Annotated in this window: 25 protein-coding genes; 10 read left to right on the forward strand and 15 right to left on the reverse strand. The window is 69.9% G+C overall.

All coding sequences use genetic code 11. The features are described 5' to 3' along the window. Window position 1 precedes the first annotated feature (1 nt). Both AC1RRF_RS14730 and AC1RRF_RS14735 read right to left on the reverse strand, forming a co-directional pair. A complete protein-coding gene (locus AC1RRF_RS14730) occupies window positions 2-1612 on the reverse strand; it encodes an ATP-binding protein (protein ID WP_492835834.1) in 1611 nt (536 codons plus the stop codon). A gap of 112 nt (window positions 1613-1724) precedes the next feature. After that, the gene (locus AC1RRF_RS14735) at window positions 1725-3113 is read right to left on the reverse strand and encodes a UDP-N-acetylmuramate--L-alanine ligase (protein WP_492835836.1); all 1389 of its coding nucleotides are present in this window, start codon (window positions 3111-3113) and stop codon (window positions 1725-1727) included. Between the two features lie 97 nt (window positions 3114-3210). On the opposite strand from AC1RRF_RS14735, the gene AC1RRF_RS14740 reads away from it, so the two are divergent. Both AC1RRF_RS14740 and AC1RRF_RS14745 read left to right on the forward strand, forming a co-directional pair. Next, the gene (locus AC1RRF_RS14740) at window positions 3211-4032 is read left to right on the forward strand and encodes an LD-carboxypeptidase (RefSeq protein WP_492835838.1); all 822 of its coding nucleotides are present in this window, start codon (window positions 3211-3213) and stop codon (window positions 4030-4032) included. Between the two features lie 235 nt (window positions 4033-4267). Next, window positions 4268-5215 (forward strand): retropepsin-like aspartic protease, encoded by a 948-nt coding sequence (locus AC1RRF_RS14745; RefSeq protein WP_492835840.1) that lies wholly within the window; start codon window positions 4268-4270, stop codon window positions 5213-5215. 122 nt (window positions 5216-5337) lie between these two features. Here AC1RRF_RS14745 and AC1RRF_RS14750 read toward each other — a convergent pair whose 3' ends face one another. From AC1RRF_RS14750 to AC1RRF_RS14765, 4 genes are all read right to left on the reverse strand, one after another. Continuing rightward, complete coding sequence (locus AC1RRF_RS14750) at window positions 5338-6579, reverse strand: glutamate-5-semialdehyde dehydrogenase (RefSeq protein WP_492835913.1); 1242 nt, start codon at window positions 6577-6579, stop codon at window positions 5338-5340. A gap of 14 nt (window positions 6580-6593) precedes the next feature. Next, window positions 6594-7727 carry a glutamate 5-kinase gene (proB, locus tag AC1RRF_RS14755; protein WP_492835842.1) on the reverse strand — a complete coding sequence of 378 codons (1134 nt, stop codon included), beginning with the start codon at window positions 7725-7727 and terminating at the stop codon, window positions 6594-6596. Window positions 7728-7768: 41 nt separating this feature from the next. Next, entirely contained in the window at window positions 7769-8620 is an 852-nt protein-coding gene (gene ypfJ / locus AC1RRF_RS14760) for a KPN_02809 family neutral zinc metallopeptidase (RefSeq protein ID WP_492835844.1), read from the reverse strand. 79 nt (window positions 8621-8699) lie between these two features. Next, window positions 8700-9089: a hypothetical protein gene (locus tag AC1RRF_RS14765; protein WP_492835846.1), complete on the reverse strand. Its 390-nt coding sequence runs from the start codon at window positions 9087-9089 to the stop codon at window positions 8700-8702. 105 nt (window positions 9090-9194) lie between these two features. Between AC1RRF_RS14765 and AC1RRF_RS14770 the strand changes: the two genes are divergently transcribed. Beyond that, window positions 9195-9395 (forward strand): hypothetical protein, encoded by a 201-nt coding sequence (locus tag AC1RRF_RS14770; protein ID WP_492835848.1) that lies wholly within the window; start codon window positions 9195-9197, stop codon window positions 9393-9395. Here AC1RRF_RS14770 and AC1RRF_RS14775 read toward each other — a convergent pair. After that, entirely contained in the window at window positions 9356-10006 is a 651-nt protein-coding gene (locus AC1RRF_RS14775) for a class I SAM-dependent methyltransferase (RefSeq protein ID WP_492835850.1), read from the reverse strand. The two genes, AC1RRF_RS14770 and AC1RRF_RS14775, sit on opposite strands and share 40 nt — an antisense overlap. A gap of 98 nt (window positions 10007-10104) precedes the next feature. Here AC1RRF_RS14775 and AC1RRF_RS14780 point away from each other — a divergent pair, with 98 nt between their 5' ends. Further along, window positions 10105-10317 (forward strand): ParD-like family protein, encoded by a 213-nt coding sequence (locus AC1RRF_RS14780; protein ID WP_291832251.1) that lies wholly within the window; start codon window positions 10105-10107, stop codon window positions 10315-10317. Then, window positions 10314-11105 (forward strand): type I methionyl aminopeptidase, encoded by a 792-nt coding sequence (gene map, locus AC1RRF_RS14785; RefSeq protein WP_492835852.1) that lies wholly within the window; start codon window positions 10314-10316, stop codon window positions 11103-11105. The genes AC1RRF_RS14780 and map overlap by 4 nt, the downstream gene beginning before the upstream one ends. Here map and AC1RRF_RS14790 read toward each other — a convergent pair. Together AC1RRF_RS14790 and AC1RRF_RS14795 are read right to left on the reverse strand one after the other, a co-directional pair. Next, the gene (locus AC1RRF_RS14790; RefSeq protein ID WP_492835854.1) at window positions 11102-11545 is read right to left on the reverse strand and encodes a hypothetical protein; all 444 of its coding nucleotides are present in this window, start codon (window positions 11543-11545) and stop codon (window positions 11102-11104) included. The two genes, map and AC1RRF_RS14790, sit on opposite strands and share 4 nt — an antisense overlap. Further along, window positions 11542-12495 (reverse strand): fatty acid desaturase family protein, encoded by a 954-nt coding sequence (locus AC1RRF_RS14795; protein WP_492835856.1) that lies wholly within the window; start codon window positions 12493-12495, stop codon window positions 11542-11544. The genes AC1RRF_RS14790 and AC1RRF_RS14795 overlap by 4 nt, the downstream gene beginning before the upstream one ends. A gap of 134 nt (window positions 12496-12629) precedes the next feature. Between AC1RRF_RS14795 and AC1RRF_RS14800 the strand changes: the two genes are divergently transcribed. The 3 genes from AC1RRF_RS14800 to AC1RRF_RS14810 are packed head-to-tail and all read left to right on the forward strand — an operon-like array spanning window position 12630 to window position 14210. After that, window positions 12630-13034, forward strand: a complete 405-nt coding sequence (locus AC1RRF_RS14800; protein WP_492835858.1) for a hypothetical protein — start codon at window positions 12630-12632, stop codon at window positions 13032-13034. Then, on the forward strand, window positions 13034-13231 hold the full coding sequence (locus tag AC1RRF_RS14805; RefSeq protein WP_291832255.1) for a helix-turn-helix transcriptional regulator: 198 nt from the start codon (window positions 13034-13036) through the stop codon (window positions 13229-13231). The genes AC1RRF_RS14800 and AC1RRF_RS14805 overlap by 1 nt, the downstream gene beginning before the upstream one ends. Window positions 13232-13262: 31 nt before the next feature. Continuing rightward, the gene (locus tag AC1RRF_RS14810) at window positions 13263-14210 is read left to right on the forward strand and encodes an alpha/beta fold hydrolase (protein WP_492835861.1); all 948 of its coding nucleotides are present in this window, start codon (window positions 13263-13265) and stop codon (window positions 14208-14210) included. A gap of 22 nt (window positions 14211-14232) precedes the next feature. On the opposite strand, the gene AC1RRF_RS14815 is transcribed toward AC1RRF_RS14810, so the two are convergent. The 4 genes from AC1RRF_RS14815 to AC1RRF_RS14830 all read right to left on the reverse strand — a co-directional run bounded on the left by AC1RRF_RS14815 (window position 14233) and on the right by AC1RRF_RS14830 (window position 20250). Next, window positions 14233-15081, reverse strand: a complete 849-nt coding sequence (locus AC1RRF_RS14815) for a DUF3298 and DUF4163 domain-containing protein (protein ID WP_492835863.1) — start codon at window positions 15079-15081, stop codon at window positions 14233-14235. Between the two features lie 11 nt (window positions 15082-15092). Further along, window positions 15093-16085, reverse strand: a complete 993-nt coding sequence (ubiA, locus tag AC1RRF_RS14820) for a 4-hydroxybenzoate octaprenyltransferase (RefSeq protein ID WP_492835865.1) — start codon at window positions 16083-16085, stop codon at window positions 15093-15095. Between the two features lie 193 nt (window positions 16086-16278). Further along, window positions 16279-18873: a DNA ligase D gene (ligD, locus tag AC1RRF_RS14825; protein WP_492835867.1), complete on the reverse strand. Its 2595-nt coding sequence runs from the start codon at window positions 18871-18873 to the stop codon at window positions 16279-16281. 63 nt (window positions 18874-18936) lie between these two features. Beyond that, window positions 18937-20250 (reverse strand): ammonium transporter, encoded by a 1314-nt coding sequence (locus AC1RRF_RS14830; RefSeq protein ID WP_492835869.1) that lies wholly within the window; start codon window positions 20248-20250, stop codon window positions 18937-18939. 313 nt (window positions 20251-20563) lie between these two features. Between AC1RRF_RS14830 and AC1RRF_RS14835 the strand changes: the two genes are divergently transcribed. Beyond that, entirely contained in the window at window positions 20564-23362 is a 2799-nt protein-coding gene (locus AC1RRF_RS14835; RefSeq protein ID WP_492835871.1) for a M16 family metallopeptidase, read from the forward strand. Window positions 23363-23470: 108 nt separating this feature from the next. Continuing rightward, the gene (locus AC1RRF_RS14840; RefSeq protein ID WP_492835873.1) at window positions 23471-23764 is read left to right on the forward strand and encodes a hypothetical protein; all 294 of its coding nucleotides are present in this window, start codon (window positions 23471-23473) and stop codon (window positions 23762-23764) included. 83 nt (window positions 23765-23847) lie between these two features. On the opposite strand, the gene AC1RRF_RS14845 is transcribed toward AC1RRF_RS14840, so the two are convergent. After that, window positions 23848-24255, reverse strand: a complete 408-nt coding sequence (locus AC1RRF_RS14845) for a DoxX family protein (RefSeq protein WP_492835875.1) — start codon at window positions 24253-24255, stop codon at window positions 23848-23850. Between the two features lie 85 nt (window positions 24256-24340). Beyond that, a complete protein-coding gene (locus AC1RRF_RS14850; protein WP_492835877.1) occupies window positions 24341-25363 on the reverse strand; it encodes an NAD-dependent epimerase/dehydratase family protein in 1023 nt (340 codons plus the stop codon). Window positions 25364-25365: the final 2 nt, after the last annotated feature.

Here is a 25365-nt window from a genome sequence, read left to right on the forward strand (position 1 = left end):
CTCAGGCCGCGACCGCCGCTTCCGCCAAGGGTGTGGCCGACATCACGCGGCGGATGGCGTTGAGCAGGACGTCCGGCTGGATCGGCTTTTGCGCCACGCCGTCCATACCGGCGGCCAGATAGTCGGCCTCGTCGCGCGGGTCGGCGTTGGCGGTCAGGGCCAGGATGGGCAGGCCCGAGACCGGGCCGGGCAGGGCGCGAATGGCGCGGGTGGCCTGGACCCCGTCCATCACCGGCATCTTCACGTCCATCAGGACCAGGTCGAAGCGGGCGACCTGGACCCGCTCCACCGCCTCGCGGCCGTTCTCGGCGGTCTCTGACGTACAGCCGAACAGCTCCAGCACCTTGCCGGCGACGAAGCGGTTGGTGGCGTTGTCGTCCACTACCAGCACATGCAGGGTCTCGTGCGGCGTCGGCGGGAGGGGGCCGTCGTGGGCCGTCGCGACCTCGGCGGAGGCCAGCGGCAGGCGCAGGTCGAAGGTGAAGCGGGCCCCGCCGTGCGGCGAGCGCTCCACGGCGATCCGGCCTTCCATGCGCTCGACGATCTGGCGGCAGATGGCCAGGCCCAGCCCGGCCCCGGCGCCCTCGCGGCCCGCGCGACCGGTGTTGAAGGGATCGAAGATGGAGAGGGCGGCGTCCTCGGCGACCCCCGGGCCGCTATCGTCGACGGTGACGATCATGCGGGCGCCGCCGCCGTCCGGGACCGCGGCGATCTGGACGGCGACCTGGCCCGCGGGCGTGAATTTGATCGCGTTGCCGATCAGGTTGTTCAGCAACTGCTTGAGGCGGACCTCGTCCGCGAGGACGTGGCCGGCGTCCGGGGCCTCGCAGGTCACGGTCAGGGCCAGCGCCTTCTCTTCGGCGCGCGGGCCCCACAGGGCGGTCAGATCGCGGGCCACGGCCTCCAGCGACACCACCCCGGTCTCGAAGGTCATCAGCCCGGCCTCGGCGCGGGACATGTCCAGGGCGTCGGTCAGCAGGCGCAGCAGGCTCTGGCCGGAATCGAGGATGGTGCGGACGTAGGGGCGCATGGTCTCCTGCGTCAGCTCGCGCTCCATCAGGGCGGCGACGCCCAGGACCCCGTTCAGGGGCGTGCGGATCTCATGGCTCATGACCGCGAGGAATTCGGACTTGGCGCGGCTGGAGGTGCGGGCCTCCTGTTCGGCGCGGGCCAGGTCGCGGGCCAGGACGCCCATGGCCTGGGCGCGCTTGCGGTGGATGGCGCTGCCCGCTTGCAGCAAATGCACCCCGGCGCCGACACCGGCGTATCTGCCCTTGGAGACGACCACGAAGCCGTTCAGCAGGGCGCCCAGATTGGCGGCGTCGATCGACTCGAACAGGGTCTCGGCGTCCGCGTCGGCGTCGAGCACGCGCGGGGCCGGGTCCATGAAGCTGGAGGCGGGGCGGCGGGCGTACAGGGCGCGGCCGAACTCGGCGGCCATGCGCAGGGTGAAGGCGTTGCGCTCGACCAGGCCGACCGGGCGTTGTTCCGCATCGACGACGGCGATGGCCAGGGTGTCGGGTTCGCGTTCGAAACGCTCGAAGACATGGGCGCCCGGAGTCTCCGGAGAGATCGGCTCGGCGCCGCTGGCGAAGTCTCCGATTCTGGCCATGCACGCGTACTCCCGATGACGGGGAGTCGGATAAGCGCCGCCACTTAATACGAGCTTTGCCGTACGTGAATGTTTCGAGATATTCTCTTGAAAATCAGTCCGTAAGCGGAGTTTAGAAACGCTTCAGCAGATCGGCGGCGAAGACCGACAGGGTGTCGTCCCGGGCGCCCATGACGATGACCCGGTCGCCCGGTCGGGCCAGGTCGACGATGCGATCGCCGCAGGCCTCGCGGGTGGGCAGGGCCTCGGCCTCGCGGCCGGCGGCGCGGACGCCCGAGGCGATGTCCTCGCTGCCCACCGACTTGTCGGTGGTGCCGCCGTAATAGACGGGCTCGGGCATCAGCAGGACGTCGTCTTCGCGCATCAGGCCGACGAAGGTCTCGATGAACTCAGACTTCATCAGCTTCAGCGGGCCGAAGCCGTGCGGCTGGAACAGGATCAGCAGGCGGCCGTCGAAGGCGTGCAGCGTCTTCAGGGTGGCGGCGATCTTGTCCGGGTTATGGGCGAAGTCGTCGATGACGGTGACGCCGCCGGCGGTTCCGACCACCTCCATGCGGCGACGGATGCCCGAGAAGGTCTCCAGCGCGTGGGCGGCCTCGGCCAGGGGCACGCCCAGCGCGCGGACGGCGCCGAGGGCGGCCAGGGCGTTGGCGACGTTGTGGGCGCCGGGGACGTTCAGGGTGACCGGGTGCTTGGCCCCGCCCTGCTCGGTCAGGGTGAAACGCATGCCGGTCGGCCGGGGCTCCAGGTCATGGGCGTTCAGGGTCGCGCTCTCTTCCCCCAGCGCAAAGGTGACGACCTTCTCCGGCGGCAGGGTCTGGGCCAGGGCGGCGGTCTCGGGATTGTCGAGGTTCAGCACGGCGGTGGCGGCGCGGGCGGTGAAGCCGCCGAACAGCTCGCGCAGCTCCTCCATCGACTTGTGGTCCAGCGAGATGTTGGAGACCACGGCGACGGTCGGATCGTAGCGGGCGATGGAGCCGTCGCTCTCGTCCACCTCGGACACGAACAGGTCGGGCTCGCCGACCAGGGCGCTGGCGAAGGGGTGATCGGCGTCGGCGAAATTCTTCATCACGGCGCCGTTCATGACGGTGGGCTCGCGTCCGGCCTGGTGCAGGATCCAGGCGATCATGCCGGTGATAGTCGACTTGCCGCTGGTGCCCGCCACGCCGATCGAGGTAGGCGCGGCGTTGAACAGTTCGCTGAGCAGCTCGGGCCGGGTCTTGATGGTCGCGCCGACGGCCCTGGCGGCGCCGATGTCCGGGACCGTGTCCTCGATCGCGCCGGTGGCGACGACGATCTGGGCCGCGCGCGCGACGCCCGAGCCGTCCTGGGGATGCAGGGTTACGCCGTGGGCTTCCAGCCAGGCGAACTTGTCCGGGGTGCGGCCCTGGTCGCGCGAGCGGTCCGAGCCCTCGATCCGGTTCCCGCGCGCCTGCACGATCATCGCCAGGGGCAGCATGCCGGAGCCGCCGATGCCGCAGAAGAAATAGTCGTTCGCCATGACGGCTGAGTAGAGGGCGAAACGGGCGAGGGGAAGGGATTGGTTCGCGGGCGCGGCGCGGACTATGAAGGAGGCTACACCGTCCGGGGATCGCGTCTTGAAGATCGGCATCGTCAACGCCAGCTCGCGCTTCTCCAAGGAACGCGGCGAGGCCATTCAGGCGTGGTTCGCGGCCAATGTGCCGGAGGACTCGATCAAGATCGTCTTCCACCCGGCGACCTTCCAGAAGCATGGCCATTTCGGCGGCGACGACGCGACGCGCGCCAATGCCTTCGTCGAGTTCGCCAACGATCCCCGGCTGGACGCCGTCTGGTTCGCGCGCGGCGGCTACGGCTCGTGCCGGATCGCGGAGGCGGTGCTGCCGCGCCTGACGGACGAGGCGCGCAAGAAGCGGTATCTGGGCTATTCCGACGCCGGCAGCCTGCTGGCCATTCTCTACAAGGCGGGCTTCCCGCATCTGGCGCACGGGCCGATGGCCTCGGACGCGGTGCGCCATGACGACACCGCCTGGCGGGCGCTGAACTGGCTCAAGACCGGGGCGTCGTCGTCATGGGAGCCGTCGCTGCATACGGACCCGCGCCCGGCGGTCGCCTTCAACCTGAGCATCCTGGACGCCCTGGTCGGCACGGCGCTGGAGCCGGACCTGACCGGCCATGTGCTGATGCTGGAGGACGTGTCCGAGCCGCTGTACCGGATCGACCGGATGATGTTCCACCTGACCGGCCAGGCCTCGATCCGGCGCGTGGCGGGCATCCGGCTGGGCCGGGTGTCGGAGATCGTGGAGAACGATCCGGACTTCGGCCTGACCGCCGAGGAGATCGCCCGCTACTGGTGCCAGCGCGCGGGCATCCCCTATCTCGGCGCCGCCGACATCGGCCATGACGGGGCGAACAAGGTGGTGCCGTTCGGACACCGTTAGAACACATTTTGCTCGCGTCGGCGGCGAAGTGGATGGACAGCGGTGTCAGTCCTGGGCCATTAACTCGCCGGTAACCCTGTGATCTTGGATCCGGGGTTCGCGGGGGTACGGGGGATGCCGGCCTCGCAGGCGGGCCGGTCGGCGTCGGGGGGCGCCGGCCGGTTCGTCGTTTCAGGACCTCAGCGCGGCGTCACGCCGCTGGCGCAGGTCGCCCGCACGGGCCATCTTGGCTCCGATGAACCGCCGCACCCTTCTGATCCGCGCCGCCGGGCTGCTCGCTGTCGCCGGCGGAGCGTGGTGGGCGCGCGATCACCTGTTGTGGCCCAAGCCGCGCCTGACGTTCGGGCCCGAGGGGGCGACGCCCTGGCTGCCCTATGCGCGGCGCTCAGCCACGCCGACGGTGCGGATCGAGGTCGGCGGCCGCAGCGTGTTGGCCTTGATCGACACGGGCGCCCAGTATTCCGTCATCGACCGCGCCCTGTTCGACGCCCTGCCGAGCGAGGGCCGCTCGCTGTTCGACATGCCGCTGGTGGCCTACGGCGTCGGCGGCGGGGCGCAGGTGGGGCGCGGGACCTCGCTGGACCTGACCCTGCCGGGACTGTCGATCAAGGGACTGCGGGCGGGCATCCTGAACCTGGGGCCGCTGGCCTCGGAGGAAGGGCTGCGGACGCCGCTGATCCTGGGGCAGGACGTGCTCGGCGAGGCGGTGCTGGCGCTGGACCCGGCGCGCCGGTACGCGCGGCTGGTGCGCCGCGAGGCCTTCGTGCGCCCGCCCGACCTGGTCGAGGCGGCGGTGCGGCGCCAGGGCACGGCCCTGCTCGCCGAGCTGACGGTCGAAGGGGCGGCGGTGCACGCCGTCGTGGACACCGGCGCCTCGTCCCTGCTGGGGCTGAGCCGCGAGGCCGCGCACTCGGCGGGCCTGCTGGACGGACGGCCGCAGCGCGAGGGGGTCAGCCTCGTGCTGGGCGGCTCCATGCGCTCGACCATCGTGGAGGCGCGGACGGTGACCTTCGCCGACCAGCTGTACCATCGGGTGGACGTCGGGGTGTTCGACCAGCCGCCGCTGCCCAACTTCCCGGGCGGGCTGGTGGGGATGGAGGCGTTCAGGGACCGGCGCGTGGCGCTGGACCTGGGCAAGGGCACACTGCACCTGTCGCGGTCGCTGGACCTGACGGTAGGCTAGAGCGAAATCGGCTGAGTTGGACGCCGTCCAACTCAGCTCAGATTTCGCTCCAGCATAATTCTGGAGCCTGATTCACGGCATCGCCGGAATCGCGAAGCGATTCCACCTCAGCCGATCAGGCTCTAGGGGCGCGTCTGCCCGGTCCCGCGCACCACATATTTGTAGCTGGTCAGCTGTTCCGCCCCGACCGGGCCGCGGGCGTGCAGACGCGAGGTGGAGATGCCGATCTCGCCGCCGAAGCCGAACTCGCCGCCGTCCGCGAACTGGGTTGAGGCGTTCCACATGACGATGGCGCTGTCGACGGCGTTCAGGAAGGCGGCGGCGGCCTCGGCGTCCTCCGTCACGACGGCCTCGGTGTGGCCCGAGCCGTAGCTGCGGATGTGATCCACCGCCTGATCGAGATCGTCGACCACGCGCACGGCGAGGACGGGGGCCAGGTATTCGGTGGTCCAGTCGTCTTCGTTCGCCGCCGCGATGGAGGGGACCAGCGTCCGGCTGTCGGCGTCGCCGCGCAGGCTGCATCCGGCGGCCTCCAACGCGCCGGCGAGACGGGGCAGCAGGGCCGGCGCGCAGGCGCGGTCGATCAGCAGGGTCTCGGTGGCGCCGCAGACGGAGACGCGGCGCATCTTGGCGTTCAGGACGATCTGCTCGGCCATGTCCGGATCGGCGGCGGCGTGGACATAGGTGTGGCACAGGCCCTCGAGGTGACCGAGCACGGGCACGCGCGCCTCGGCCTGGACCCGGGCGACCAGACTCTTGCCGCCGCGCGGGATCAGCAGGTCCACCGTCCCGTCCAGCCCGGTCAGCAGGGCGCCGACGGCGGCGCGGTCCGGGGTGTCGACCAGCTGGACGGCGTCGGCGGGCAGGCCGGCGGCCTGAAGTCCCTCGACTATGGCCGCATGGATGGCCAGCGAGGATGACAGGCAATCGGAGCCGCAGCGCAACAGGGCGACATTGCCCGAGCGCAGGCACAGGGCGGCGGCGTCCGCCGTCACATTGGGGCGGCTTTCATAGATGATGGCCAGCACGCCGATGGGGGTGGAGACGCGGGCGATGTCCAAGCCATTGGGCCGGGTCCAGCGAGCGGTCTCGCGCCCCAGGGGATCGGGCAGGGCGGCGACTTCGTCCACGGCGTCGGCGATCGCCGAGATGCGGGCGGAGCTGAGCGCCAGCCGGTCGATCAGGGCCTCGGACAGGCCGTTCTCGCGGGCGCGGGCGATGTCCTGGGCGTTGGCGGACAGGATGGCGTCCGAGCGGGCGCGCAGGGCGGCGGCGGCGGCCTGGAGCGCGCGGGTGCGGACCTCGGGCGGGGCCATGCGGATCGCCTCGGCGGCGGCGCGGGCGCGGCGGCCCCGGTCGAGCATCTGATCGGCGATGGTCACGCGTCGCCCTCCAGCACCAGGTCGTCGCGGTGGATGGCGACCTGCGGCCCCTTGTAGCCGACCAGCCCCTCGATCTCGCCGGTCTGACGGCCCTGGATCAGGGTCATCTCCTCGGCGGAGAAGGCGGCCAGGCCGACGGCGGCGGAGCGGCCGTCAGGGGTGACGACGCGGACGCTGTCGCCCCGGTCGAAGCGGCCCTCGACGGCGCGAACGCCCGAGGGCAGCAGGCTCTTGCCGGCGCGCAGGGCGGCCACGGCGCCGTCGTCGACCACCAGCCGACCGGCCGGATCGACGCTGCCCGCGATCCAGGACTTCCACGCCGCCATTGGACCATTCGGGGCGGGGATGAGCGTGGCCCTCGCGCCGCCCAGGACGGCGGCGAGCGGTCGGTCGGCCAGCCCCGAGGCGATGACGGTGGCGCAGCCCGCCGAGCGAGCGATGCGGGCCGCCTCCAGCTTGGTGCGCATGCCCCCCGTGCCGACCGAGGCGGCGGCGTTGGCGGCGCCCGCCATGGCCATGACCTCGGGCGTCAGGGCTTCGACCAACGGCAGGTGGGCGGCGCCGGGATGCGAGCGAGGGTCGGCGTCGTACAGGCCGTCGATGTCGCTGAGCAGGACCAGCAGGTCGGCGCGGGCCAGCTGGGCCGTGCGGGCCGCCAGCCGGTCGTTGTCGCCGTAGCGGATCTCCTCGGTGGCGACGGTGTCGTTCTCGTTGACCACGGGCACGGCCTTGAGGCGCAGCAGGGCGTCCAGGGTCGAGCGGGCGTTAAGCCAGCGACGGCGGCGCTCGGTGTCGTCGCGGGTCAGCAGGACCTGGGCCGGGGTCAGGCCGTGGGGCGACAGGGCCGTCTCCCACGCCTGCATCAGCAGGGACTGGCCCGCGGCGGCGGCCGCCTGTTTCTCATCCAGCCGGGCGGACTTGGACAGGCCGAGGCGGCCGCGTCCGAGCGCGACGGCGCCGGACGAGACCACGACCACCTCCACGCCCCGGGCGCGCAGGTCGGCGATCTCCTGTCCCAGAGACGCGAGACGCGCGCCGTTCGGCCGCCCGTCTTCGATCAACAGGGCGGAGCCGACCTTGAGGACAAGGCGGCGCGAGGCGGCGAGGGCGGAGGCGGCGGAGGAGGACACGGATCGACCTTGCCGCGCCGTGTGCGCCGCAACAAGACGTTCTAGAGATTGCTGAACGTGTCGCAGACCGCCGGATCGCCGCTGTCGTAGCCGCGCCGCAGCCAGACCATGCGGTCGGCGGACGAGCCGTGGGTGAAGCTGTCGGGCGAGACGCGGCCGCCCGAGCGGCGCTGCAGGGTGTCGTCGCCGATGGCCGAGGCGGTCTTCAGTCCCTCTTCCAGATCACCGGCGGTCAGCGCGACCTGGCCGTTCGACACCGCCGAGGCGTTGGCGGCCCAGACGCCGGCGTAGCAGTCGGCCTGGAGCTCGAGCGCGACGGAGTAGCGGTTGGCTTCCGCCTGGCCCGAGGCGCGCTGCTGGGCCCGCCGGACCTGATCCGAGGCGCCGGTCAGGGTCTGGACGTGGTGGCCGTACTCGTGGGCGATGACATAGGCGCGGGCGAAGTCGGCGCCCGAGGCCCCCAGCTGGGTCTCCATCTCCTGCCAGAAGCCCAGGTCCAGATACACCTTGCGGTCGGTGGGGCAGTAGAAGGGACCCATTGCGCTTTGGCCCATGCCGCAGCCGGTCTGGGTGCCTTGTTCGTACAGGACCACGGTCGGCGGCTGATAGCCTTGCAGCTTGGTGCGCCAGACGTCGTCGATATTGGCGCCGATCACGTCGACGAAGCGGCCCGCCTGATCCTCCGGCGTGCCCGCCTTGCCTTCCTGCTGCGCGGCGCCGGCGCCGCCCAGCTGGCTGGTGATCTGCTGGGTCGTCGAGGGATCGATCCCGAAGACGAAATAGCCGATGGCCGCCAGCACCAGGGCGCCGATGCCGCCGCCCGCCAGCCCGGCGGGACCCATGCCGCGCCGGTCCTCGATATTGCCGCCGCGGCGGCCGCCTTCCCAACGCATGACCTGTCCTCCCTCGCCTCAGACCCGAGCGAAGCCGTAACGCGGTCCGGACGCAAGGGATGCGCCCGATTTAGGCATGCTAATTCGGTCTGCGGTCCAGCCAGGCGTCGATCTGGCCGACGCCCGCTTCGGTGGCTTGGCGGCGCTCGGCAGCCGACCGGCGCAGGGCCTGTTCATCCTCCGGCGCGCGCAGGGCGCGGGGCGCGGACGGGACATAGGGGTCGGCGGTGCGGCGGCTCTGGAGATCCATGCGGTTCAGCCGGGTCTCCAGTTCGAGCTCACGCGCCGTGGCCTCGCGCTGATCCGCCTGGAGGCGGAGGCGATCGATCTCGTAGCGGTGCTGCTCGGCCTGCAAACGGTGCTGGTCATAGGCTGAGGCCCCGGGCGGCAGGGACTGGGTCTGGGCTTGCGCCACGCCCGCCAGCAGCAACGGCGCGGCGACGGCGGCGAGGATCAGGGCGCGGGTCATGATCCGAAGATGGTCCCGAGGGGTGGGATCTCCAAGCGTGACCGGAACCGGACCGGGCTGATTCCGGTTGTGGAGATGGAGCGTCGTCCGCCGAAGGAGCCTGCCGTGACCACTTCCCCCGCTGATCCGGGCTTCAGCCGCGATCCGGAACTGGAACAGGCGCGCGGCACCGGGCGACCGGCGAAGTCGGAGATGTCGGGCGAGGATCACACCGACGACCCAGCCCCTGAGCGCCACATCCATTTCTCGCCCGACCCCGAACAGGATCAGGTCATCGCCCAGACCGACGAGCGCTTGACCTCCTGATCCTCCAGCTCGCGCGTGGTCTGCACGCGGTATTCGGCGAGGAAGTCGAGGCCGGTCTTGGGGAAATAGGTCCGGCCCGGGTCGCCGATCAGGACGCGGGTTCCGTTGGCGCGGGCCTGCCCCAGCCAGTCCAGCACCTGTTCGGTCATCGGCGCCTCATAGCAGACGTCGCCGGCGCAGATGACGTCGACCCGGGGCGGCGGGGCGTCGAGCAGGTTCCGGTCCGTGAAGGACAGGGCGACGCCGTTGGCCTCGGCGTTCAGCGCCACCGCGGCCGCGCAGAACGGATCGATGTCCGCGCCGAGGGCGGAGACCGCGCCCGCCTTCAGCGCCGCGATCCCGACCAGGCCCGAGCCGGTGGCGAAGTCCAGCACCCGCTTGCCCGCGACCTCCTGAGGATTGTCGAGCAGCCAGCGCGCCACCGCCTGTCCGCCCGCCCAGGCGAAGGCCCAGAAGGGCGGCGGCAGGCCCAGTTCGCCCAGTTCTTCCTCGGTCAGACGCCAGATCGGCGTGATCTCGTCGGCCAGCCACAACGACAGCTCCGGCGCGTGCGACACGGCCTGCAGTCGGGTGTTGGCGAGGATGAAGGCGGTCGGATCGGTGATGGCCATGGGGCTCCCTAGCATGGCGGGGGGCGCGGGACCCGGCTTGCCGCGACGCCCGTCAGACTATATGTGGCGTATACATATCGTATATTCTGGAGCGCCCGATGGGGATCGTGAACATCGAGGATGAGCTGCACGAGCAGCTGCGCCGGGCCAGCCGGGCGTCGTGCCGGTCGATCAATGCCCAGGCGGCGTTCTGGATCAGGATCGGCATGCTGGGCGAACTGAACCCGGGCCTGACCTTCCAGGAGCTGGCGGCGCGCGAGCTGAAGGCCGCGGGCGTCGGCGCCGCCGATCTGACGGGCGCGGCGGCGTGATCAAGACGCCGGCCGAGGTCGAGCTGATGGCGGAGGCCGGGCGTCTGCTCGCCTCGGTGTTCGCCCATGTGGATGGGCTGCCCCTGGCGGGCATGGACACGCTTGCGGTCAACGATCTGGTCGAGGCCTTCATCGTGGAGCGGCTTCAGGCCCGGCCCGCCAGCAAGGGTCAGTACGGCTACGGCTTCGTGCTGAACAGCTCGCGCAACGCCGTCGTCTGCCACGGCGTGCCGTCGCGCGCCGACGTCCTGCGGGACGGCGACATCGTCAATTTCGACATCACGCTGGAGAAGAACGGCTTCATCGCGGACTCCAGCAAGACCTATCTGATCGGCGAGGGGGCTCCCCCGGCGAAGCGGCTGGTCCAGACCACCTATGAGGCGATGTGGAAGGGCATCCGCGCCGTGCGCCCGGGCGCGACCCTGGGCGATGTCGGGCATGCGATCGAACAGCATGCCAAGCGCGCCGGCTATTCGGTGGTGCGCGACTACTGCGGTCATGGCATCGGGCGCGAGATGCACGAGGCGCCGCAGGTGCTGCATTTCGGAAAACCCGGGACCGGCCTTAAGCTGCGCGAGGGCATGGTCTTCACCATCGAGCCCATGCTGAACCAGGGCCGCCGGACGGTGCGCACCGAGGCGGACGAATGGACCGTGGTGACGGAGGACGGCAAGCTGTCCGCCCAGTTCGAGCATACGGTGGCGGTCACCCGCGACGGCGTCCGCGTGCTGACGCTTCGGGCGGAAGAGGCCAAGCCGGCTCGGGCGCGGCGGGCCGTGAGGGCCTAGGCGGGCCGATAGTGCTGCAGCACGAACCGGTTCCAACCGGTCTTGGTGCGGCTCTCGACGGCGAAGCGGAAGCCGGGCTGTCCGTCCTCGGCGGGCCAATAGGTCATCCGGGCCAGACCGGCGGGCATCTGCGCCTCGAACGCCACCGCGGCCGGGTCGATGTCCGCGCCATCCGCGAGGCGGCCGACCGACCGCTTGCCGTCGTTGGTGAACGAGAAGACGCCCAGTTCGCCGTTCTCGCCGCGGCCGAACAGGGCCGTCTCACGATAGTCGACGCCCGGCAGGGCCCAGGCCGCCTCCAGCCGGATCCAGCCCTTGCCGAACGGCTCGAAGCGGCGCGTGCAGGTGAAGGGCATGCCGTTGTGCTGGCCCTCGGCGACCCACGATCCCAGCAGCGGTTTCAACGGTCCCATCAGACCCCGGCCCCGGCTCCAGCTCACGACGGGATCCGGCCGCTGGCGGCGCGCAGCACCTCGACGTAGCCGCCCGCCACCTCCATCCGCTCGCCCTGCGGCTTGCCCCGTACGGCCCGGTGCAGGGCCGGCAGCCGCCAGCAGGGGACGTGCATGAACAGGTGATGCTCGGCGTGGAAATTGACCCAGTAGGGGGCGATGAAGGCGCGCTCCCACCAGCTTGCACGGGTGGTGCGCGCGGCGCGGAAGGGGTCTTCGGCCGAGCCCTCGACGCAGGCGTGTTCGGCGATGTTGCGCAGGCGGGTGACCATCGGGAACCATGTCGCCATCGGCAGCAGCCACAGGGCGAAATACGCCCACCAGACGCCGACGAGAATGGCGGCGGCGAGCAGGGCCAGATTGACCAACACGAAGGGCAGGATCGAGCGCCCGGTGACGATCGCTTCGTAATCGTGATCGTCGGTCGCCCGCGCAGCCCTGGCGCCGCGCATCGCGGCCAACGGCAGCAGCACCCGCTGCTTGAAGAAGGTCTGTCCGGTCAGGTCGCGGATGATCTTGCGGCGCAGGGACGCGGGCGAGACCGGGAAGGGCGCTGACAGCACCAGGTCGGGGTCTTCCGGCTGTTGGGCGAAGCGATGGTGCGACAGGTGATAGGGGCGGTAGGCGCCGAGCGAGGCGCCGATCGGCACGGCGCACAGCCAGTGGCCGAGAAAGTCGTTCAGCCGCGTGTTCGTCGACAGGCCGCCGTGCGCCGCCTCGTGCATCAGGATGGCCAGACCCAGCTGGCGCGTGCCGATGACAGCGGCACAGAACGGGATCAGCACCGGCCAGAGCACGCCGACGACGACCGCCAGCGCGATGACGCCCCAGCAGTGCGCGACCAGCAGCGGCCCGACCCAGGCGCGGCGCGTCTGGAACGGCGCCCATTCCTCGGGCGTGAACAGATCGGTCGGACGGGCGCGGGGCGCGGCGGGCATGACCGCAGGATACGTCCGTAAGGTCCGTGCGCAAAGAGGACGGTCAATTGTCGGGCGATCCTGACACAAAGTCAGGTTGACATGACATTTTGTCGGTGTAAGGTGAGCCTTACATTCAGTCAGGAGAAGCTGTCATGAGCGTCGTCAACAATGGAACGCCCGCCGGCCGTCGCTACGTCATTCGAACGTTCGCCTTCATGGTCCCCTACGTGCTGATCTGCCTGTCCATGACCATGACGGACGCCTTTGACCAGATCATCGGCAAGCCCGCCGGATGGGGTCTGGCCGCCGTGGTGTCGGCGCCTGTGATCGGCCAGTTGTGGGCCACGCTGAGCCTGATGCGCGAGAGCGACGAGTTCGTCCGCGCCGTCGTCGCCAAACAGTTCATCATCGCCGCCGGCCTGGCCATGGCCCTGGCGACCTTCTGGGGCTTCGCCGAGAATTTCGCGGCGGCGCCGCACCTGCCGGGCTGGCTGATCTATGCCGCCTTCTGGGGCGCTTTCGGCTGCATCTCGCCGTTCATCCGGGCGTCGAACTGATGAAGAACCGTCTCAAGCTTCTGCGGGTCGAGCGGGACTGGACCCAGGAACAGCTCGGTCAGGCGCTGGGCGTGTCCCGGCAGGCCGTGAACGCGCTGGAAACCGAAAAACACGACCCCTCGCTGGACCTGGCCTACCGCATCGCGGTGCTGTTCGACCGGCCGGTCGAGGACATCTTCGAGAACCCTCACGCCTGACCCTCGTCAGGCTCAATCCAAGGACATCGTCATGCTGCACCACCGTCACTTCGCCGGGCGTTCGACCTTCCGCGCCCTGTTCATGGCTTCCGCCGCCGTCGCCGCGATCGGTGGAGGCATCCTGTTCGCCACGGACGTGTGGGCCAAGCCGGCCGCCGCCACGGCCCTCGCCCCCTTCGTCTCTGACCGGCTCTCGGTCGAGGTGGTGGGACAGGGTCCGGACGTGATCCTGATCCCCGGCTTCGGCTGTTCGCGGGAGGTCTGGCGCGCCGAGGCCGAGCGGCTGAAGGCGACGCACCGGGTGCATCTGGTGCAGCTGGCGGGCTTCGCCGGCGAACCGTGGACTCATGGCGACGGCCCGTTCGTCCAGCCGGTCGTCGATGAGCTGGCCCGCTACATCCGCGAGCAGGGCCTGACGGCTCCCGCCGTCGTAGGGCATTCGATGGGCGGCCTGAGCGCCCTGATGCTGGCGCAGCAGAAGCCCGATCTGGTCGGCAAGGTGATGACCGTCGACAGCCTGCCCTTCTTCAGCGCCATGTTTGGTCCGCAGGCCACGGTCGAGGGCGCGCGGCCCTACGCCGAGCAGGCCGCCGCCGGCATGCTGGCCGCCGACGACGCGAGCTTCCGCGCCGGGCAGGTTCGCGGCGCGGCGGGTTATTCGCGCGATCCGCTGACGCGGGAGCGGATGGTGGAATGGAGCGTGGCGAGCGACCGCCACGCCATGGCGGCGGCGATCCGCGACGTCATGCTGACCGATGTGCGCCCCGGGCTGGCGACGATGACCACGCCCGTCTGGGCGCCCTATGCCTCGGACGCCGACGGCGGAGCGCCGGCCGCGATGGCGGACGCGATGTGGCGGCAGGAGTACGCGACCCTGCCCGGCGTGCGCCTGATCCGGGTCGACGGCAGCCGCCACTTCATCATGAGCGACCAGCCGGCGAGGTTCGCCGAGCTGATGGACCAGTTCCTGGCGGACTGAGCCCGACGACGGCGCCCGCTCTCTAGCGGGCGGGCGCCGCCACCGGCGTGACGTCGCCGGTCTTGGCCAATCGGCCGCCGAACTCGTCGGCATAGCCCACGGCCAGCAGCGACCGGAAATTGGCCGCCGGAATGGCGATCTCATAGGCGCCCTCGACGCGTGGGCCGACCTGGTAGGGTCCGATCAGGAAGGTCAGGCCCGCCGCCTTGCCGGGGGCGTCGCCCGGCGTCAGCACGAACTCAGTGACCGAGGCTCGCGGGCAGGAGCCGGGCTTGTCGCCCAGGGGGATGGAGACGCTGTCGGGCACGCGGGCGCGCTTGGCGGCGTTGATCGCGGAGCATAGGGCTTGATCCAGCACCGTCAGGTCCGCGCCGCGCCGGAACAGATCGGCGAAGCCGATCTGCCGCTTCAGCGCCTTGTCCCACAGGATGCCGCCGGTCAGGGTGTTGGGGTGGGCGCCGCCCGAATAGTCGAAATCGACGCGCTTCAGGCTGAACAGCTTGCCGGTCTCGCCCGCGACGGTCAGCTCGATGGTCTTTTCATAGGGCGGGATGTCGGCGTCGTTGCCGGCCTCGGTGCGTTCGCCCTGGGCTCCCTCGATGAACTGGCGCAGCTTGCGGACCTCTTCGGCGTAGAGGCGGGCGTGCAGGTCGGTCTGGCTCTTCAGGCCCTGCGGCAGTTTCAGGCTGACGTTGGCCCAGGGCGTCTTGGACTCGAAGGTCATGGGCGCCGCGGCGTCGGCGGGGGTCTCGATCGCGCCGACGGCGGGTGGAGCAGCAGGGGCCTTGTCCGTCTCGCGGTCGCGGTTGCAGGCGGCCAAGGTGGCGGCGACCGCGGTGGCGATCAGAAGGGCGCGAACGGGGGAGGACATGCGGATCTCCTTCAAAGCGGAAGCTGCACAGAACCGAGGATGATGGCGAGAAGCAGGACCAGCCCCGCCTCCCGGTTCGATTTGAACAGGGCCAGGGCGAACGGGCCGTCGTCCGGACGGATGGACCGGGTCTGCCACGACAGGTGGACGGCGTAGCCGGTCAGACCGACATAGAAGAGCGGGCCGAGCCCGGCCAGAACGCCCGCCAGCGCGGCGAAGGCGACGGCCAGCAGGTAGAAGACGCCGACGCCGAGACGGACATTGGAGCCCAGGCGGCGGGCCGAGGACTTCACCCCGACCATGGCGTCGTCCTCGATGTCCTGCAGGGCGTAGATGGTGTCGTAGCCGAGGGTCCAGAAGACGCCGCCGACGTAGAGGGCGAGGGCGGCGAGGGAGAGATGGCCCGCGCGGATGCTGACAGCCACGGTCGAGTCGGGCGAGACCAGGAAGGCGACCCATGCGGTCGACGCCGCCGCGAAGCCCATCAGGGCGCCCCAGTTGAAGGTCAGGCCGAGCCAGGCCTGGGGCCACCAGGTGATGCGCTTCATGAAGGGGTAGGCGGCGACCAGCAGCAGGGAGGCCACGCCCAATCCGATGGCGGTCCAGTTCAGCGTCAGCAGGATCAGCAGGCTGACCAGCGAGCAGCCGGCGACGAAGCCCAGCGCCTTCTTCACGCTGATCCGCCCCGAGGCGACAGGACGGGCGGCGGTGCGGGCGACCTGCACGTCGATGTCGCGGTCGACGATGTCGTTGAAGGCGCAGCCGGCGGCGCGCATCAGGCAGGCCCCGATGGCGAAGCCGAGGACCAGCCAGAGGTCATAGACGCTGGAGGTCCGCCGCTCGGAGGCCAGCGCCAGGGCGATGCCCTGCCAGCCGGGGATGAGCAGCAGCCAGATGCCGATGGGCCGGTCGAAGCGGCCGAGCTTGAGCCAGGGCTTCAATCCCTCCGGCGCATGGCGGTCCACCCAGTTCGATCCGGCGTCAGGAAGCGGGGCGGAAGTCATGGCGAAGGTTGTAGCGGGTCCTAGCGGGAAGGGGAAAGGGCGCGGATCGTCTCTCCCTCCCCCTTGTGGGGAGGGATGTCGGCGCGAAGCGACGACAGGGTGGGGCATGCCAGAGGATGCTCGACCGTGCGACGGTTCCCCACCCGTCTGTCGCTACGCGACAGCCACCCTCCCCAGAAGGGGAGGGAGAAGGTCAAAGCCCCAACTGCTTCAGCACCGGCCGCAGGTTCGTCTCTGCGGCGCGGAAGTCCTTCCAGGGGTCGGGCTTCTTCAGCAGGGCGGCGGCGTCCGGAAGGGTGAAGGCCTTCGGATCGAGGCCCTTCTTCACCTGGCCCCAGGACAGGGGGAAGGCGATGCCGGCGCCGGGGCGGGCGCGCGGTGACCAGGGAGCCACCGCCGTCGCCATCCGGCCGTTGCGCAGATAGTCGAGGAAGATCTTCCCGCCCCGCGCCTTCTTGGCCAGGGTCGTGGTGAAGCGGTCGGGGTCGGCGGCGCGGACCCGTTCGCTGACCGCCTTGGCGAAGGCCTTGCACGAGTCCCAGTCGATGCGCGCCCTGGCGTCGGCGCGGATGGGGACGACGACGTGCAATCCCTTGCCGCCGGTGGTCTTCACGAAGGGCGTCAGGCCCAGGGACTCCAGCTCGGCCTTCACCACCCTGGCCGCCGAGACCACGTCGTCGAAGTCGAGGCCCTCGTCGGGATCGAGGTCGAAAGTGACCTGTTCCGGCGTCTCCGGATCGCCCGGCTTGCAGCCCCAGGGATGCAGCTCCAGCCCGCCCGCCTGGCCGAGGGCGACCAGGCCGCCGACATCGCTGACGCCGACGTAGGGTTTGGGCTCCTTCACGTCGATCAGCTTCAGCCGCGGGTTGGAGCCGGGCATGGCCTGGCGCTGGAAGAACTTTTCGCCGTCGATCCCTTCCGGCGCGCGGATGATGGACACCGGGCGGTCGGCGACGTGGGGCAGGATGCGCTCGGCGGCCCGTTCGTAGTAGCGGACGAGGTCGGCTTTGGTGATGGCCGCGTGCTCGGCCGTGGCGGGCCACAGCACCTTGTCCGGACTGGAGATGCCGACCCCCGCCACGACCAGCTTTTCTGACCGCGCCTTTTCACCGGGGACGGTAAGCTGGGGCGGGGCGACGACCTTGCTCTTCATCGGTTTCAGCTCGGCGGGGGGCTGCGGTTTGTCGGTGACCTCGGCGGCCGACTTGTCCTGGCGCAGGCCCTTGAAGGCGGCCTGTCGCAGGGTTCCGTTGTCGGTGTAGCCGCCATGTTCGATCTCGGCGACCAGAACGGGCTTCACCCAGTGGACCCTGTGCGGGCCGGAATGGCGCGCGGGCGCCGTCTTGCCGACGAAGGGGCTGGTCTCGGCGGCGGCGGCCTTCAGCGCCGGCAGCAGGGTCTTCATCAGGGGCGCGGAGTAGCCCGTGCCGACGCGGCCCAGATGGCGCAGTCCGCCCTTCTCGCGCACGCCGACGATCAGGGAGCGGAAACGGTCGCCCTCCGAGGTCCAGCCGCCGATGACCACCTCGTCCCGGCCCCGGCATTTCGACTTCAGCCAGGTCGCCGACCGGCCTTCGCGATAGGGCGCGTCCAGCTTCTTGGAGATGACGCCTTCCAGGTCCATGCGGCAGGCGCTTTCCAGCACCGCCGCCCCGGTGGAGGCGAAGTGGTCGACGTAGCGGATGCGCGACCGGGCGGCCTTGGGGATGCGGTCGATATAGGCCTGCAGCCGCGCCTTGCGGTGCGACAGGGGCAGGTCGCGCAGGTCCTCCGGTCCCTCGAACAGCAGGTCGAAGGCGAAATAGATCAGACCGCCGGTGTCCTCGTCCGAGATCGCCGCCTGCAGGGCTGAGAAGTCGGGCATGTGGTCCTCGGCCAGGGCGCACAGCTCGCCGTCGAGGACGGCGTCGGGCCAGCGCGCGGCGTCGGCGGCGTGCTCCGGGAATTTCTTCGACCAGTCCAGGCCCTTGCGGGTGCGCAGGGTGGCGCGGCCGCCGCCGGTGGCGATCTGCAGGCGGTAGCCGTCGAACTTGATCTCATGCGCCCAGCCCGCGCCGCCGGGCGGATAGTCGGTGATCTTGCACAGCTGGATGGGCACGAAGGCGTGGGGCTTCTTCGCGTGAGTGGTGACCGCAGGGCGGGCCGTAGGCTTGGCCGGACCCTTGCGGGTCACCGGCTTGGACGAGGTCCACCGGGCCTTTCCCTCGGCGATCTCGGCGAGGCTGCGCCCGGTTGTGACCGAGGCGTCGATCTCCATGTTCGCGTCGCCTTCGCCGGGGACCGCGAACGCGTCCTTCTCCTTGATCAGCAGCCAGTTGGCGCGCTTGCTCGGCTTGCCCCGGTCGGTGCGCAGGCGGACCAGCACCCATTTGCCGGACAGGCGCTCGCCGTGGAGCACCATCTTGACCTCGCCCTTCCTGAAGGCGGCGTCGAGGTCGTCGGACTGGGGCTCCCATTCGCCCGTGTCCCACATCTGCACCGTGCCCGCGCCGTAGTTGCCGGACGGGATGGATCCCTCGAACGATCCGTAGTCGAGCGGGTGGTCCTCCACCTCGACGGCGAGGCGCTTGACGGCGGGGTCACGCGACGGAGCCTTGGTCACCGCCCAGGACTTGAGGACGCCATCGACCTCGATGCGGAAGTCATAGTGCAGCCGGGTCGCCGCATGCCGCTGGATCAGGTAGCGCAGACCGGTGGCGCGCACCTTGCCCTTCCTGCCCGCGGGCTCGGGCGTGGCGGCGAAATTCCGCTTCTTCTTGTAGGTGTCGAGTTCGCCGGTGGCCGCCATGGCGAGTCGAACGCGGGGCGGCGGGGAGCGTTGCCATTCCTCCCCCGTTGGGGGAGGAATGCCTCACTGGTGGATCGTCTCGCCGTGCTGGGTGTAGTCCAGCCCCTCGATCTCCTCTTCCTTCGGCACGCGCAGGCCGACGGTGTATTTGCAGATCATCAGGATGACGAAGGTGCCGATGCCGCTCCAGGCGATGACGGCGGCCAGGCCGATGATCTGGTTCAGGACGTTGGCGTTCGCCGCCGCCGGATTGATCGCGGCGGTGGCCAGCAGGCCGGTCAGGACGGCGCCGACGATGCCGCCCACGCCGTGCACGCCGAAGGCGTCCAGGCTGTCGTCGTACTTCAGGGCGCGCTTGAGCCAGACGGCGCCGGCGTAGCAGGCCGGGCCCGACAGGATGCCGATGATGAAGGCGCCCTTGGGGTCGACCAGGCCGGCGGCGGGGGTGATGCCGACCAGGCCGGCGACAATGCCGGACAGCAGGCCCAGCAGGGTCGGGCGCTTGTGGTCGATCCATTCGACGGCGGTCCAGCCGATGGCGGCGGCCGCGGCGGCGAGGATGGTGTTGAAGGCGGCCACGGCGGCGATGCCGTCGGCGGCCCAGGCCGAGCCCGCGTTGAAGCCCAGCCAGCCGACGAACAGCAGGCCGGTGCCGATGGCGGTGAAGGCCAGGTTGTGGGGAGCCATGTTGTCCCGGCCGAAGCCCTGACGCGGGCCCAGCACCAGCGCGGCGACCAGGCCGGCGACGCCCGCGTTGACGTGGACCACCGCGCCGCCCGCGAAGTCGAGCACGCCCAGCGAGCCCATCCAGCCGCCGCCCCAGACCTGATGGCAGATCGGCGCGTAGACGATCAGGTGCCACAGGAAGAAGAACAGGATCGAGGCCGAAAACTTGATCCGCTCGGCGAAGGCGCCGGCGATCAGGGCCGGGGTGATGATGGCGAAGGTCAGCTGATAGGCGATCCACAGGAACTCGGGCAGGCCGGGCGCGAGACTGTGCGCCGTGGACGGGGTGACGCCGTTGAGGAAGGCCGCCTGCAGGCCGCCGATGACGCCGTTGGTCGCTTCGGGACCCGTCCCGAAGGACAGGCTGTAGCCGACCGCGAACCACAGCACGGTGACGATGGCCAGGGCGGCGGTCGAATGGGCGATGGTGGCGATGACGTTCTTGCGCCGGACCATGCCGCCGTAGAACAGCGCCAGGCCCGGCAGGGTCATCAGCAGGACAAGCGCCGTCGAGGTCAGGATCCAGGCCGAGGACGCCTCGTTGAGATCCAGCGCCGCCTGGTGGGCCAGAAGCGGGGCGGCAGGGGCGGCAAGCGCTGGGCTTGCGACCAGACAGCAGAGCGTTGCGAGGGCGAGCGATTTACGGATCATGGGCGCGGCGTCCGATGGGCAGATGTCAGAATGCTCGGCCCGAACCGCGTTCGACGCCGCGGATAGGGATAGGACCCTATTGCAGCGCCGCAGGCAATTCATTTCGTGTGCGGTGCAATACTTCGTTTCGCACTGCACGGATCGAGGTTCGAGACCGTCTCCGCGCACGGACCTGTCTTTCGGCCTCGCACCTGCGAAATGAACCTCGGAAGGTTACGAATCTGAAATGTCATTTCGCTTGCGAGTCAATCGCAGGCGGATACCACTGTCATCACCCGGCTTGCCGGGTTGTCTTAATTCAGGGGGTCTCCGTATGCGTTCGTTCCGTCCCGTTCTGCTGGGAGGCGCCGCCGCGGCCGTCCTTCTGGCGTCCGCCTTCCAGGTCCAGGCCCAGGTCGCGACATCCGTGGCCGCTTCGCCCGCCACGCAGGAACGCCTCGCGCCGCTGCCGGACGTCGACATCCCCTTCACCCGGTTCGTGCTGAACAACGGCCTGACCGTGATTGTCCACGAGGACCACAAGGCGCCGATCGTGGCGGTGAACATCTGGTACCACGTGGGCTCCAAGAACGAGCCGGCGCGCCGTTCGGGCTTCGCCCACCTGTTCGAGCACCTGATGTTCAACGGGTCCGAGAACTTCAACAACGACTTCTTCAAGGCGACCGAACTGCTGGGCGCGACCGATCAGAACGGCACGACCAACAACGACCGCACCAACTATTTCCAGAACGTCCCGACCTCGGCGCTGGACAGCCTGCTGTGGCTGGAAAGCGATCGGATGGGCCACCTCGTCGGCGCGATCGACCAAGCGCGCCTCGATGAGCAACGCGGCGTGGTCCAGAACGAGAAGCGCGAGGGCGAGAACCAGCCCTATGGCCGCGTATGGGATCTGATCACGGCGGCGACCTATCCGTCGGATCACCCCTATGGCCACACGGTCATCGGCTCGATGGACGATCTGGAAGCGGCCTCCCTTGACGACGTGAAAGCCTGGTTCCGCGACTATTACGGTGCGGCCAACGCCACCATCGTTCTGGCCGGCGACATCACGCCGGAAGAGGCCCGCGCCAAGGTAGAGCACTATTTCGGCGACATCCCCTCGGGGCCGCCGGTCAGCCAGCCGGAGCGCATGATCGCCCGCATGGAGGGCGCGCAACGCGAGGTCATGTACGACCGTGTCGGCCAACCGCGCCTCTACAAGGTGTGGAACGTGCCGCCGGGCGGCGAGGCGGAGACCCACTACCTGGGAATGCTGGGCCAGGTGCTGTCCTCGGGCCGCACTTCGCGTCTCTACAAGCGCCTTGTGTTCGACGATCAGGTGGCGACCGGCGTGTCCGCGCGGGTTTCGGAAGGCGAGATCGGCAGCCAGTTCACGGTCGTGGTCACCGCCAAGCCGGGCCAGGATCTGGCCAACATCGAACGCATCGTCGATGAGGAGATAAGCCGCCTGCTGCGTGACGGTCCGACCGCCGACGAACTGGAACGCGCCCGTACGGCCGTCGGCGCGTCCTATGTGCGGGGGCTGGAACGGATCGGCGGGTTCGGCGGCAAGTCCGACCGTCTGGCCGCGAGCCAGGTTTTTCAGGGCGATCCGGCCGCGTGGAGAGTGGGCTACGAACGCCTGCTGAACGCCACGCCGGCCAATCTGACCACCGCCGGTCGCGAGTGGCTGACGGATGGCAGCTACGCGCTCGAGGTTCGCCCGTTCCCCGACTTCACGGTCGCGGCGACGGGCGCTGATCGGACCCACATGCCGACGCCGGGCGCGGCCCCCCAGGCGGACTTCCCCAATGTCGAGCACTTCACCCTGTCCAACGGACTGAAGGTGGTGCTGGCGCCGCGCACCGGCGTGCCGACCGTCAGCATGAACCTGATCGTCGAGGCGGGCTCCGCCGCCGACCCTGCCGGAAAGAACGGCGTCGCCGCGCTGACCCCCGCGGTGATGACCAACGGCACCGACAGCCTGACCGCGCTCGAGATCGGCGACCGGGCGCAACTGTTGGGCGCCTCCATCGGGGGGAGCTCATCGGTGGACTACACCAGCGTCTCGTTGAACGCGATCGAGTCGCGGCTCGAGCCGTCCCTGGCGCTCTATGCCGACATCATTCAGCATCCCGCCTTCCGCGCCGATGACTTCCAGCGCTCGCGGGCCCAGCAGATTTCCGGCATCCAGCAGAGCAACCGCAGCCCTGGCGCGATCGCCAGCCGCGTGATGGTGGCGTCCGTGTTCGGCCCTGAGCATCCCTACGGTCGCCCGGCCTCGGGGACGGAAGCGACGGTGAACGCTCTCAGCCCGAGTGACGCCGAAGCCTATCACGCGACCTGGTTCCGTCCGGACAACGCCACCCTGGTGGTGGTCGGCGACACCACCCAGGCCGAGCTGGCGCCGGCGCTCGAACGGGCGTTCCGCACCTGGCGCGCGCCCGCCACGCCCTTGCCGGTCAAACCCGCCGCGCCCGCGATGCCCGCTAGTCACGCCCCGCGGATCTACATCGTGGACCGCGCCGGTCCGCAGTCGTCGATCATCACGGGCCGCCTGGTCGCGCCCTTCGATCCGGCGACGGAAGGCCCCATCAGCGTCGCCGACACGGCGCTGGGCGGCGCCTTCACCAGCCGCATCAACATGAACCTGCGCGAAGACAAGCACTGGTCCTACGGCGCCGGCTCCTTCGTCGGCATCGCGCGCGGCGAGCGGTTGTTCCGCGTCTCCTCCGGGGTGCAAGCCGACAAGACCGCCGAAAGCATCGCGGAGATCCATCGCGAGCTGAGTGAAGTGGTGGGTTCGCGTCCGCTGACCGAGGCGGAGATCGCGGCGGTGCGGTCCAACCTGGTGCTGGGCATGGCCGGGGGCTGGGAGACCAACGCCGCGGTGGCCGACGACCTGACTCGGATGGTCGTCTACGGCGTGCCGGAGAACTACTACGACGGATACGCCGCTTCGGTGAATGGGACGACCCCGCAGTCGGCCTCGATCGCGGCGCGCGCCCTGGTCGGCGATGGTCCGACAACCTGGGTGGTGGTCGGCGACCGTGCGCAGATCGAGTCCAAGATCCGGGCGCTGGGGATCGGCGAGGTCGTGGTGGTCGATGTGAACGGTCAGCCAATCCAGTAGCCGGACGCCAAGCCGACATGAAGAAGGCGGGACCGCGAACGGCCCCGCCTTTTTCTTTGCGGTCCCGGTGACGATGTGGCGTGATCACCGGACAGGGAGGACCTGGCCATGCCGGGACGCGTGCGGATGATGGTGTTGGCGGGGCTGACGACCTGCCTCGCGGCCTGCGACGCGGATCGGCTGTCGACGGCCGATCCGGTCTGGACGCTGTACCGCCGGGATGCGGCGGCGGCCCGCAGGCATGTCGCCACCTTTGACAGCGAGCGCCGTCCGGGCGCCGGCGGAAGCAATGGGCAGGATTGCGAAGCCGTCAGCCGCACTCTGAACGACACGGCGCAAGACGATCGCTTCTGGTGTGAGTTGGGGCGCTATCGCGCCCGGCCCCGCACCGAAAGTCCGTAGGGGGCATTGTCGCCGGCGACGGACATGAAGAAGGCGGGACCGAAACGGCCCCGCCTTCCTTTCGATCGACCTTTGGTCGCCGATCAGTCGCGGCGCTTGCTCAGCAGGCTGCCGAGGTTGAAGGCGCCGGGACCCGAAAAGACCAGGAACAGGAAGACGAAGCAGTAGAGGATGGCCGCGTCCCCCCCGTTGTTGACCGGGAAGGCGCCTTGCGGGGCGTGGGCCAGGAAGTAGGCGACGGCCATGGTTCCCGAGGCGACGAAGGCGGCCGGACGGGTGAACAGGCCCAGCGCGATCAGGACGCCCGTGACCAGTTCGATCACGCCCGCATAGGCGCCGGGGCCGTCGAAGCCCCAGCCTCCGCCCGCGCGCTCGCCGGCCGGGAAGGAGAGGAATTTCTGCGTGCCGTGGGCGAGGAACAGCAGGCCGGACATGATCCGGAGAGCGGCCAGCGCCCGCGGGGTATTGGCGGAGAGGAAGCGAGAAGCCATCGGGAAAACCCTGTCGGTTGAATGGTAACAGCCCTAGTCACCAATCTACCTCAGCTTGGCCGTTGCGCAAGGCCGGCCGGTCGGGTCAGACCGCGTAGAAGTCGCGATACCAGTCCACGAACCGCTTCACCCCGACCTCGATCGGGGTCGAGGGGGCATAGCCCAGGGCGGCGCGGGTCTCGGTCACGTCGGCCTCGGTGCGGGTCACGTCGCCGTCCTGGACCGGCATCAGATTCAGCTCCGCCTTCCGCCCCAGGGCCTCCTCCAGCACCGCGATGTAGCGCATCAGCTGTTCGCGGCGACCGGCGCCGAGGTTGAGGATGCGCCACGGCGCGACGCCGCTGGTGGCCGGGTTCGGCGCCTGCGGGTTCCAGTCGGGATCGACGGCGGCGGGCCTGTCCAGCGCGGCGATCACGCCCTCGACGATGTCGTCGACATAGGTGAAGTCCCGCTCCATCTGGCCGTGGCCGTAGACGTCGATCGGACGGCCTTCGAGGATGGCGCGGGTGAATTTGAACAGCGCCATGTCCGGGCGGCCCCACGGTCCATAGACGGTGAAGAAGCGCAGCCCCGTCGAGGGGAAGCCGAACAGGTGGGAATAGGAGTGCGCCATCGCCTCGTTGGCGATCTTGGTGGCCGCGTAGACGGTCAGCGGATGGGCCACGCCTTGCCTGACCGAGAAGGGCAGGGCGCCGTTGGCCCCGAAGGCCGAGCTGGTCGAGGCGAAGACCAGATTCTCCGCCCTCACCGCTCGCGCGCCCTCCAGCACGGTCAGGAAGCCGACCACATTGGAATCGACGTAGCTCTCGGGGTGCTCAAGGCTGTAGCGCACGCCTGCCTGCGCCCCGAGGTGGACGATGCGGCGCGGCTTCATGCTCGCGAACAGGGCGGCCATGCCGTCCCGGTCGGCCAGATCGAGCGTGTGGTGCAGGTATTTCGGGTGCGCCTGCAGCCGCTCCAGCCGGGCCTGCTTCAGCGCCGGGTCGTAGTAGCTGTTCAGGTTGTCGACGCCGATCACGGTCTCGCCGCGCGCCAGCAGGCGCTCAGCCGTGTGGAAGCCGATGAAGCCGGCCGAGCCGGTGACGAGGACGGGGCCTTGGGCGCTCATGC

The sequence above is a fragment of the Brevundimonas sp. GW821-FHT12C05 genome, from assembly GCF_058807475.1.